Raw genomic sequence first — 10,684 nt, 5'->3', positions numbered from 1 at the left:
GAAAACAAATCAAAAACACCAACAGACATGGCCAAAAAACCTTTCATATGGCACGGGGTGTGTGCCGGGGCGGATGCATATGGCAGGGTTTGCCTGACAGCGCCCATAGTCCGCTTCAGTCTATCGTGGCCTTCTTCGCGTCAAGGTCTTGGCCGGTGGCCGGAATCGGCCGGATTCATGTGTGGGAGGCCTTAAACGACTAAGTGGTGGCTGCATTGCTGCCGGCCACCACTTACCCCCAAAGACATCGCATGTGCCCTCACGGCAAGTGATGTTCACACATTCATTAGTATGTCAGAAACTAATGGAAAAGTGAACACAGGCCGTCATGGCTTCAGGGGATGGCGCATGAATGACACCCAAACAAGTGCCAGACCGATCGCCACCAGCAGGATGGCACCGAAAAAGATGGTTCCCATGACACCTGAGACATCCAGCGGCAAAAGCTGCAATAACGCCGGGAGGCACCCCAAGGTGAAGCCGCCGCACATGCACAGCGCCGCGACGCGGTTCAGGGTTCGCCGTGCGGTCAGGGCGGCCCGTGCCGTGGGTGGCACCAGGCAGGCGGCGGCGTAGGCCAGATACGCCCTGCCAAACCAGGCGTAGACAATTACTGTTGGTTGCGAGGGGAATTCCCACAGGCCCGTGCTGGAGCCGCGGACGTCGGAAAGCAAATAGGTGGTCAGGATGCCCGCCGAACAAGCCACCAACACTGAAATGCCCCACGGCCCCTGGATAAGCTTTGCCGCAAGGGGGGACTTGTAGGCTGCAGCAATTTTTGCGGACACCAGAAAGATTGCCGCGAAAAGGCACAGACGCAGCACCACGTTCGCCAGGTTGATCCCGCCCAGCAGGCCGTCCACCGGCAGATAAATCGACGGGATGCTCAAGGCCACGCTGACGGACACCAGGGCAAACACCCAAAACAAGCGCCGGTTGCGCCCCTTCACCAGGGCGGGCAGCCGCCAGAGCGTGCAGGCAGCACAGAACACCAACGCGGCCCATTGCAGGATGGCTGTCATCCGAGGTTCTCCCACACGGACTGGTCAGCTTCGGCGTCGGCCTCCAGGCGCTTCATGGTCTTGCCCAACGCCTCCATGCGTTCAGCGGACAGGGCAAGCAGTGTGCTGCTGGGCGTGCGCCGCAACAGCTCTTCACGGGCATGGGGCATCCATCCCGCTTCGTCCGAGCTGAGAAAGCCTGTCACCACGAGTCCGTTGGCAAGGCCGACGCCGGCAATGCGGGCGCAGTGGATGGCCAGTTCGGGAGCAAGCCGGTTCGCCGTGACCTGTGCCGACAGGTTTTGGGGCGCGATGCCGGCCGCCCGGGCCGCCCGTTGACGCAGGTCGGCAGGGCCGACGGCGTCAAGCCACGTCCGCACGGACACCCGGTGCGGGATGGGGGCCAGCGAGACCTCCCGGGCTGCAGTACCGTTGTCGGCAGCGGCACTGCGGTTGAGGATTTCCTGCAGCAGATCCGTGTCCGAGACCTGGCTGAGCAGCTCCGCGTCCGTGGGCGGAAGAACCCCCGCAGCCAGATCCCGGTACTTTTCGAAGGCGGACAGGGACTGGACCACCGGCAGGTGGAGGGAACGGCTGACGGCTGCCACGGTGCCCACGGACACCCGCCCCCTCACCAGCTGCTGGGCCAGGGTTGAGCGCTTGATGCCGGCAGCACGGCACACGGCCGAGTGGCTGGCTGCTCCGGCCACGGAGTTCAGCCACTGCTGGAAATTCTTGGACGGGACTGTCACGGCACGGCTCCTCTCTGTGTTGGGTGTGGGGAGTTGGCGGGGCGGTTCGACGGCGGCGTGCCGTTACGGGTCCACCGTGTCAACAATGCCACGGAAGCGGCTGCCAACGCCTTCAAACTCGCTGCGCCGCCATCCGGCCTGCGGAAGCGGGAGCTCGTCATTGCGGTGAAAATCGCACAGCACAAAGCTGAACTCCGGCCACCATTTCTTGGGCCGGGCCAGCTCATGGAAATCGCACACGTAGCAGCGCAGTTCCACCCAGACCGGGCGTTTGCCGGTGGAATTGGCGCGGGACTGGGCCAGCCACGCCGGCGGGTTCGCGTCCAGCTCGGCCACCTCGGATTCCTTCATGCGTGGCGGGATGCCGTTGCGTGCCGCCATCTCGGGGGGAATGTTCAGGGCCTGGGACACCTGGCGGCGGTTGAGGGAACGGTTGGCGGGGCTTGGGTTGTTTGGCATGTTCCCTCAAGGATAGGGCGTCACCCCGAAGGGAGGCGAGCGGGAGGCGGGGTGCCCGGCGGGGTCGCGAGAGTGAGAATCGCCACATGGTGCACGAAATGCTGCGGTGATTTTGGTGATATTTGGGCCATTTGGAATAAAACGCCTCGGCCATACCCTATGCTGTGGGAAAACATTGGGAATTTAAGGGCACGAATCCAGCTTTGAGGGGCTAGGATGGGGCGCTGAAATACCCCGCCGCAACCACGAGCACTTCAGGAGTTAGAAAACCGCATGGCAACGGATTACGACGCACCCCGCAACAAGGATGAAGACCACGAGACAGAGTCGCTGCAGGCGCTCCAGGTTCAGCGTGGCGGTGCACAGACGGCGCATATTGACGTCGAGGATTCCGACACGGCAGAAGGCATGGACCTGCCCGGAGCTGACCTTTCCAATGAGGAACTGGTGGTCCAGGTCATCCCCGCGCAGGAAGACGAGTTCACCTGTGCCTCCTGCTTCCTGGTCCGCCACCGCAGCCAGGTGGCCCGTGAGAAGAACGGTCTGCTGTACTGCAAGGACTGCGAAGGCTAGAAGGCCCGGCGCGTGTGCCGCCAGGGAATCCCCTGCGGCTTTGGTGTACGTGATATGAAGGCCTTGGTGCAACAGTCGCGGCATTGGGCCGGGCTGCCGGCCAAGGGAGCGTGCAAGGAATGAATGCCCAGGACAGGGTTCGCGAACTACTGGAGACTTTTGGCGGCACCGGTGCCAACGCCGTTGAACTGCTGTGCGACAGACACCCCGCCGGAAACGTCGCCTTCACTGTGGTGCGGCCCGACTTGGGCTCGGATGAGGTGACATACGGCGAACTGCGCGAGAAATCCGTGCGGTTTGCCGCCGCGTTAAGCACCCTCGGCGTGCGGCGCGGGGACCATGTGGCCACGCTCATGGGCAAGTCGGCCGAATTGGTGGTGGCGCTGCTGGGGATTTGGCGCCTCGGTGCCGTGGATGTGCCGCTGTTCACGGCGTTTGCACATGACGCCATTGCCTTCCGCCTGGAGGCCACGGCAGCCAAGCTCGTCATCTGCGACGCGGACCAGCGGCGCAAGCTGGTCCCGCCTGGGGAGATCCCCAACGATGCCTCCACACCCGTGGTGGTGGCCCGCGGCGAGGCGTTTGGCTACGACGCCTCCTTCGCCGAGATGGTGGAGGGCCGCGGTGCCTTCGCCCAGGCAGCCGCCGGGGACCTGCCCGACGGCGGTCCGGTCGCCGTGGGCGGCGACGGCACACTGGTGCAGCTGTTCACCTCCGGCACCACCGGCACCCCCAAGGGAGTCCCGATTCCGCTGCGCGCCGTGGCATCCTTTGTGGGCTATCAGGAGTTTGGGCTGGACGTGCGCCCCGATGACGTCTTTTGGAACATGGCCGACCCCGGCTGGGCATACGGCCTGTACTTTGCGCTGATGGCGCCGCTGGCCGCGGGCACTCGATCGCTGCTGCTGTCGGCGGGCTTCAGCCCCGAGACGACCTGGGCCGTCATGGACCGGTACCAGGTGACAAACTTCGCTGCCGCACCCACCGTGTACCGGGCCCTGCGCGCAGGATCCGCAGCGCAGCAACAGCACGTGCTGCGCCGGGCATCCAGCGCGGGAGAGCCGCTCACCCCCGACGTGATCGAGTGGGGGCGAACCGCCTTTGGCCTGGATGTTCGGGACCAGTACGGACAGACGGAACACGGCATGGTCGCCGGCAATGCCTGGCTGGACGGCCTCGCAGCGCCCCTGCGGCCCGGTTCCATGGGCGTGTCCCTCCCGGGCTGGAGCGTCGATGTGCTCTCCGACGACGGCGACACCCCGGCCTCCGCCGGCGAAGCAGGCCGGCTGGCCATCAATGTCGCCGACAGCCCTTTCTTTTGGTTCCCCGGGTATGTGGATGCCCCCGACAGGACGGCCGGGCGCATTGCCGGCGGCGGTGCCTGGTACCTGACGGGAGACGCCGGGCGCAGGGACGCGGACGGCTACCTTTACTTTTCCTCCCGGGACGATGACGTGATCATCATGGCGGGCTACCGGATTGGGCCCTTCGATGTGGAATCCGTGTTGGTGTCCCACCCTGCAGTTGCGGAGGCTGCCGTGATCGGCACGCCCGATGAAATCCGGGGCGAGGTCCTGGAAGCGTATGTGGTCCTCAACCAAGGATTTGACGCCTCTGAATCATTGCTGGGGGAGTTGCAGCAGCTGGTGAAAACCCGCTTTGCCGCCCATGCCTACCCGCGCCGGGTGCACTTTGTCCCGGAACTTCCCAAGACGCCCAGTGGCAAGGTCCAGCGCTATGTCCTGCGCCGCGAACGTGCCGCCAAGAACTTCAACGACTAGGACCGGGAGACACCATGGGACGACGCAGGGCCGAAGCGCCCCCGGCCAGGGCAGCAGGACTGAATATGTCCGCCGCCGGCATGGCCGCCGCTGCCGTGGGATTTCTGCTGGAAATCGGCATGGTGGCAGCCTTCCTTTTTTGGGGCTTCAGGCACGACAGTCCGTGGAACCTGGTGCTGGGCCTGGGCGTCCCGGCCGTTGTGGTGGTGCTTTGGGGCATCTTCATGGCACCGAAAAGCTCGCGTCGGCTGCCCGGGAGAATGGTTGCCGTGGCGTCGCTGGCGGTGTTCGTCCTGGCAGGTGCCGCCCTGCTCGCCTCCGGAACGGCGGTGTTGGGCGTCATCATGCTGGTGGTTGCGGCCGCCTGGTTCGCGGTGTCGTGGGTGGTGGAGCCCAAATAGCCTGCACGCCAGTGCCGGCACGGCATTCTTCGGCTGCCTCCCGGCCCTACGGGCTGCTTGTGTGGGGGCTCATGAGGGAGCCGCCCGTGAGTTCCTGGACCGTGCAGCCGGGGTGGCTGCCTTCGGTGACCAGCCATAGCGAAACCGCAGCCTCGTCGCCCAAGTCGAGCTGGACGGCGTCGTCCATGTCCTTGGACCCGGCAGGGGCCGCCAGGACTTCCAGGGTGCCGCCAAAGGGCCGCCGGCCCACAATTTGCAGCTCGGTGTCCACCCCGATGCCGTGTTCATTGAGATAGCGGAGCAGTTCGGGGTTGTGGTCGCTGATGCGGCTGACCCGGCCGCGGTGCCCCGCGTCCAGTTCGTCCAGCCGGTGCGACGGCGGCATGGTGATGTGGCCGCCGGCATCCGGGATGGGGTCGCCGTGGGGGTCGCGGGTGGGGTTGCCCAGCTTGGCCGCCATGCGCTGGATGAACGTTTCGGAGACAGCGTGTTCGAGCAGTTCGGCCTCCTCATGGACCTCGTCCCAGGTGTAGCCGAGCTCGCGGACCAGGTAGGTTTCCAGCAGCCGGTGGCGCCGGACCATGGACAGGGCCAGCTGCAGGCCCGCCTTCGTGAGGCGGATGGGGCTGTAGGGCTCATGCTCCACCAGGTCCTGGTCCTTGAGCTTGCGGACCATTTCGGACACGGAGGAGTTGGCCACACCCAGCCGTGCGGCCAGCTGCGTGGACGTGATGGGCTTGTCCTGCCACTCCGTGAAGGAGTAAATGACCTTGACGTAGTCTTCAATGCTGGAGGACGTGGGGGTTGGCTTCACGGCATCCAGCCTACCGGTGGTCAGGCCTGTCCGGTGAAGGTCAGCCACAGGAGCACAGCATTCAGTGCCACGATCACGGCCACGCTGGCAAGCGCCGCCAGCCGCAGCGGCAGGGCGTCGCGGTGGGTGCCCATGAGTTCTTTGTCCGCCGTAAGCTGCAGGAGCGGGATCAGGGCGAAGGGGATGCCAAAACTGAGCACGATCTGGCTCACGATCAGTGCCCACGTGGGGTCCACGCCGACCGCGAGGAGTGTCACTGCCGGGATCAGGCTGATCAGGCGCCGACTCAGCAGCGGGATGCGGACCTTGAGCAGGCCGTGCATGATGGTGGCCCCCGCATAGGCGCCCACGGACGTTGACGCCAGGCCGGAGGCCAGCAGGCCCACGGCAAACACGACGCCGATCACAGGTCCCAGGTTGGCCACGATGGCCGCGTGCGCCCCCTCAATGGAGTCGGTGCCCGACACCCCGCCCAGGGTGGAGGCCGCCAGGACCAGCATGCCGATGTTCACCGCACCGGCCAGGAGCAGGGCAACAACCACGTCCCAGCGCGTGGCCCTGATGACCCGGTTGAGGTTTTCAGGAGTGCGCCGGGCATCAGGGTGCCTGTCCTTGGCCAGCTGGGAGTGCAGGTAGATGGCATGGGGCATGACGGTGGCACCCAGCATGCCGGCCGCCAGCATGACGCTGTTGACGCCCTGGAAGCGCGGGACCAGGCCGGCGAGCATGCCCTCCGGGTCCGGCGGACTCAGGACCAGGCCGGCGAGGAATCCGACCGTGATGATGAACAGCAGGAAAATGATGATGCTTTCAAAGTGCCGCTGACCGTGGCGGTTCTGGACCGTCAGCAGCAGGATGGATGCCACGCCCACAATGATCCCGCCGGCGGGCAGGGGGACGCCGAACAGCAGGTTCAGGGCTATGGCGCCGCCCACCACCTCCGCCAAGTCCGTGGCCACGACCACCAGCTCGGCCTGCACCCAGAACAAGCGCCGGCCCGTAGTGCCGAAGCGTTCACCGAGGATTTGCGGCAGGGATTTGCCCGTCACCACCCCGAGCTTGGCTGACTGGTACTGGATCAGCATGGCCATGAAGTTGGCGGCCACCAGCACCCACACCAGCAGGTAGCCGTAGGCGGCGCCGGAGGTCAGGTTGGCCGCAACATTGCCGGGGTCCACGTAGGCGATGGCGGCGACGAAGGCCGGGCCCAGCAAATACAGCAGCCCGCCCCTGGGGCGGCGCCGCTGCCGGGTTGGGACTTTCGCGGTATCCAGCAACGAACCATCCTTCGACATTCCTAAATAATTTATTTAGGCATACCGAAATAATAGGCACAGAGCTGGTCAAATGTCGAGGCCTCAGGTGTGCGCCCGCCAGGTTTGCGTGAAGTAGGGCAGGGCCAGATTTTCGCCGGGGGTGTGGCCGAGATGGTCGAAGAGGTACCAGTGGAGGTTGGCCAGCACCTTGGCCCGGATGGCCGCGCCGGCCTTGAGGTAGTAGCTGCGCGACTTGACCAGCTCCAGCAGCCCCTCCGGGGTGGCCTGCTGCCCCCACCGGGTCTCCAGGCATTGAAGTCCCTTGAGCTCGGGGCCCACATGGGGGCGGAAGTCGGGCTTGTGGACGTCCCCGGCGTGCATGATCCGGGCCAGGCGGTGCACCCACGGCGTGCCGACGTCGAGCTGGTTCCAGACCAGCCCCACTGTGCCGCCCGGTCGCAGCACCCGTGCCAACTCGGTGCTGGCCGCCAGGGGGTCGCACCAGTGCCAGGCCTGGGCAGCCACGGCGAGGTCGATGGAATGGTCCGCCAGGTCCAGGTGCTCTGCCGTGCCGTCCAGGGTTCTTGCGGCGGGGAAGTTGCGCTGAAGCTGGGCCAGCATGTCAGCCGATGGGTCGACGGCGGTCACCCGCCAGCCGCGTCCATCCAACAGCTGGGTGAACTTGCCGGTGCCGGCACCGACGTCGAGCACGTCGAGGGCCGCATCCGCGTCCCGGCCCTCGAGGAGCCACTCGAGCGACTCGGGCGGGTAGCCGGGCCGCACGCGGTCGTAGTGCTCGCCTCCCTCCTGGAAGGCGTCCGCCATTTCGATCCGCCGTGCGCCGTCAAATACCGGACCGCCCTGCCCTGTCATGGTGTTGCCCTCCTGGTGCCGATTCCGCCGGTCCACTCTACCGTGCCCCCAACTATGTGTCAGAAGTTGCACGCCGAACAATCGAAATTGGTTGATGCGAGTGCAACTTCTGACACACAGTTGGCTAGTCGGTGGAGCAGGGGGCCGCGCCGGCTGTTCCGGGCACATTCGGTGCCCAGTCCGGGAAGCTGCGGGAGTCGTTGGCCGGGACCCAACGGCCGGCGTCCACCACGTAGTCCCAGCCCAGGCCGTCCCGCAGCAGGGCGGCCACGCCATCCACCAGCCGGTCCGCATCCTCCGCCCGGGACCCCACGCCAAAACTGGCCCGCAGCGAACCGGCCGCCAGGCCCAGGCGCCGCAGCAGCGGGTGCGCGCAGAAGCGTCCGTCACGCACGCCCACGCCGTGCTCGGCGGACAGGTACGCGGCGACCAGGCCGGCGTCGTACCCCTCAACGGAAAAGTTCACGACGCCGATGCTCCCGCACTTCGGGTACGTGTCGGCGTCGGCAAAGAGCTGGTGGACGGTGACGCCTTCCAGTTGCCCAAGGCCGGCCACCAGGCGGGCGCGGAGCTCCTCTTCGTGGGCCCGCCACTGCGCGGGGTCCAGGGCTGAGAGCACCTGCGTGGCCCGGGCCAGCGTGGCTGCGCCGAGGACGTTGGGCGAGCCGGCCTCGTGGCGGGCCGGGCCTTCCGTCCAGCGCACAGACTGAAGCCGGACGTCCTTGACGGCGCCGCCCCCCGCCAGGTGCGGCGTGCCGGCGTCGAGCCAGTCCGGCCGGCCCACCAACACGCCCGCACCGAAGGGTGCGTAGAGCTTGTGGCCCGAAAATGCCAGGTAGTCGATGCCGTCCCGGGCCATGTCGATGCGGCGGTGCGGGGCCAGCTGGGCGGCGTCCACCACAATGCGGGCGCCGTGCCGGTGCGCCAGGGCGGCGAGCTCCGCCACGGGCAGCACCTCGCCCGTGACATTCGAGGCGCCGGTGACGGCCAGCAGCACCACGTTTCCGGCGCGCAGCTGGGTTTCAACCCGATGCAGCGTGGAGGCCACGGAGTGCCCGGCCACCACGGAACGGTGGGGGAGGGCCTGCCACGGCAGCAGGTTCGCATGGTGCTCAATGTCCAGGTAGAGCACCTCGCCATGGTCATTGGAGGGGCCGTCAACGTGGCCGTTCCCCGCCAGCAGTGATCCCACGCAGCCCGCCAGAAGGTTCAGCGAGTCCGTGGTGTTGCGGGTGAAAATGACGGTGTCATCGCCGCGTGCGCCCAAAAAATCCGCCACAATGTGCCGGGCGTTCTCGTAAACCGAGGTGCTGACCTGGGAAGCAAATCCTGCGCCGCGGTGCACGCTGGCGTAGTACGGCAGGATTTGGCCCAGGTGTGCTGAAACGTCTTCCACGGCGGGCGCCGACGCGGCGTAGTCAAGGTTCACGTACCGCGTGGTGCCGCCCGTGATCAGGGGTGCCGCCAGTTCGCTGCCCACCACGGGCAGCAGGGGGGCGGCTGAAATGCCGGCCGCCGCTGGGCGGGCAACAACGGTGTGGGCTTTTTCAAGGATGGCAGAATTCATGGGGCTCCCTCACAGGAAGGACTCACCGCACCGCGCCGCTTGGGAACGGGACGGGAAATCCGCGCTTGCCAAGACCGCTCCGGCCTGGCCAGGTCGTCACCCGGGGCACCCCGCCGCGAAAGGAGGGTTGCCGGCCAGCAAACCGGGGTTTAGCGCTGGCACTCGTGACCTATGCCAAAAATAGTAGCCCACCCGGGCCTCTTCCGCATTTGTTACGAAACCCGGCGTTGCACCACGGCGGCCGGCGCCGCAGTTAACCCGGCTGTGCCACACATGGGTCAGGCGAGGAGGTCGTCCCAGCCCGGGTTCAGCCGGCGCAGCACGTCGGTGTGGAGAATGGAATTGGTGGCCAGTGCATTGCCGCCGAACGGGCCGTCCACGCCGTCCAGCGAGGTGAAGCGGCCGCCGGCTTCGGTGACAATGGGCACCAGTGCGGCCATGTCGTACAGGTTCAGCTCCGGCTCACAGGCGATGTCCACGGCGCCCTCGGCCACCAGGCAGTATGACCAGAAGTCACCATAGGCCCGCGTGCGCCAGACATCGTCGGTCAGGGCGATGAACTCATCCCGGTTGCCGCGTTCGGCCCAGCCCGTCAGCGAGGAGTATGAAAGCGATGCGTCGGAAAGCTCGGAAACGTTGGAGACGCGGATGCGCGTGGCCGCCGCCAGCGACTTGCCCATGTAGGCGCCTGTGCCCTCCGCGGCCCACCAGCGCTTGCCCAGGGCCGGGGCGCTCACGACGCCGACCACCGGCCGGCCCTCATCCACCAGGGCAATCAGCGTTGCCCACACCGGCACGCCGCGCACGAAGTTCTTGGTGCCGTCAATCGGGTCGATGATCCACCGCCTGGAACCGTGCCCGCTGCTGCCAAATTCCTCACCCAGCACGGCGTCCCGTGGCCGCACGCGGGAGAGCTGGCTGCGGATCGACTCCTCCGCCGCCTTGTCCGCGTCCGTCACCGGCGTCAGGTCCGGCTTCGTCTCTATTTGCAGGTCCAGGGCCTTGAAGCGGGACATGGTCAGCGAGTCGACGGTGTCGGCCAGGACGTGGGCCAGCCGGAGGTCGTCGTTGTACGTCTGGGGTGGGGTGGTCATATCCATCACCGTATCGGTAGTTGGGGCAATAGTGCGGGAGTACACGGTGCTGGCCACGGGGCTACCCGGTCGTGCCGAGTTCCTTGGCTTCGGCGCGGCCTTCCGTGCGGGCG

Annotated in this window: 11 protein-coding genes and 1 riboswitch; of the genes, 3 read left to right on the top strand and 8 right to left on the bottom strand. The window is 66.4% G+C overall.

Going from position 1 to position 10,684, the window contains the following annotated elements; translation table 11 throughout:
• Window positions 1-326 precede the first annotated feature (326 nt).
• The 3 genes from LPN03_RS19840 to LPN03_RS19830 form a co-directional block, all read right to left on the bottom strand.
• A complete protein-coding gene (locus LPN03_RS19840) occupies window positions 327-1,022 on the bottom strand; it encodes a hypothetical protein (RefSeq protein WP_262455624.1) in 696 nt (231 codons plus the stop codon).
• Window positions 1,019-1,753, bottom strand: a complete 735-nt coding sequence (locus LPN03_RS19835; protein ID WP_262455623.1) for a hypothetical protein — start codon at window positions 1,751-1,753, stop codon at window positions 1,019-1,021. Before LPN03_RS19835 ends, LPN03_RS19840 begins: the two co-directional genes overlap by 4 nt.
• A 63-nt stretch (window positions 1,754-1,816) precedes the next feature.
• Window positions 1,817-2,212 carry a hypothetical protein gene (locus tag LPN03_RS19830; RefSeq protein WP_262455622.1) on the bottom strand — a complete coding sequence of 132 codons (396 nt, stop codon included), beginning with the start codon at window positions 2,210-2,212 and terminating at the stop codon, window positions 1,817-1,819.
• Between the two features lie 273 nt (window positions 2,213-2,485).
• Between LPN03_RS19830 and LPN03_RS19825 the strand changes: the two genes are divergently transcribed.
• The 3 genes from LPN03_RS19825 to LPN03_RS19815 all read left to right on the top strand — a co-directional run bounded on the left by LPN03_RS19825 (window position 2,486) and on the right by LPN03_RS19815 (window position 4,967).
• Window positions 2,486-2,785, top strand: coding sequence for a DUF4193 domain-containing protein (locus LPN03_RS19825; RefSeq protein ID WP_262455621.1), 300 nt, complete (start codon window positions 2,486-2,488; stop codon window positions 2,783-2,785).
• 119 nt (window positions 2,786-2,904) lie between these two features.
• The gene (locus LPN03_RS19820; protein ID WP_262455620.1) at window positions 2,905-4,566 is read left to right on the top strand and encodes an AMP-binding protein; all 1,662 of its coding nucleotides are present in this window, start codon (window positions 2,905-2,907) and stop codon (window positions 4,564-4,566) included.
• Window positions 4,567-4,580: 14 nt separating this feature from the next.
• The gene (locus tag LPN03_RS19815; RefSeq protein WP_262455619.1) at window positions 4,581-4,967 is read left to right on the top strand and encodes a YrdB family protein; all 387 of its coding nucleotides are present in this window, start codon (window positions 4,581-4,583) and stop codon (window positions 4,965-4,967) included.
• 46 nt (window positions 4,968-5,013) lie between these two features.
• Here LPN03_RS19815 and LPN03_RS19810 read toward each other — a convergent pair whose 3' ends face one another.
• The 5 genes from LPN03_RS19810 to hisN all read right to left on the bottom strand — a co-directional run bounded on the left by LPN03_RS19810 (window position 5,014) and on the right by hisN (window position 10,571).
• Window positions 5,014-5,781: a metal-dependent transcriptional regulator gene (locus LPN03_RS19810; RefSeq protein ID WP_262455618.1), complete on the bottom strand. Its 768-nt coding sequence runs from the start codon at window positions 5,779-5,781 to the stop codon at window positions 5,014-5,016.
• A gap of 20 nt (window positions 5,782-5,801) precedes the next feature.
• On the bottom strand, window positions 5,802-7,076 hold the full coding sequence (locus tag LPN03_RS19805; RefSeq protein ID WP_262455617.1) for an Nramp family divalent metal transporter: 1,275 nt from the start codon (window positions 7,074-7,076) through the stop codon (window positions 5,802-5,804).
• Between the two features lie 63 nt (window positions 7,077-7,139).
• Complete coding sequence (locus LPN03_RS19800) at window positions 7,140-7,910, bottom strand: class I SAM-dependent methyltransferase (RefSeq protein ID WP_262455616.1); 771 nt, start codon at window positions 7,908-7,910, stop codon at window positions 7,140-7,142.
• Window positions 7,911-8,034: 124 nt separating this feature from the next.
• Window positions 8,035-9,477: an aminotransferase class V-fold PLP-dependent enzyme gene (locus LPN03_RS19795; protein WP_262455615.1), complete on the bottom strand. Its 1,443-nt coding sequence runs from the start codon at window positions 9,475-9,477 to the stop codon at window positions 8,035-8,037.
• Between the two features lie 56 nt (window positions 9,478-9,533).
• Window positions 9,534-9,647, bottom strand: a riboswitch (SAM riboswitch).
• A gap of 108 nt (window positions 9,648-9,755) precedes the next feature.
• Window positions 9,756-10,571 carry a histidinol-phosphatase gene (gene hisN / locus LPN03_RS19790; protein ID WP_262455614.1) on the bottom strand — a complete coding sequence of 272 codons (816 nt, stop codon included), beginning with the start codon at window positions 10,569-10,571 and terminating at the stop codon, window positions 9,756-9,758.
• Window positions 10,572-10,684 lie beyond the last annotated feature (113 nt).

This window comes from Arthrobacter sp. A2-55 (genome assembly GCF_025548615.1).
GTDB lineage: Bacteria > Actinomycetota > Actinomycetes > Actinomycetales > Micrococcaceae > Specibacter > Specibacter silviterrae.
The sequence above is the reverse complement of the archived record's forward strand: the minus strand, read 5'-3'. Positions and strand labels throughout refer to the sequence as shown.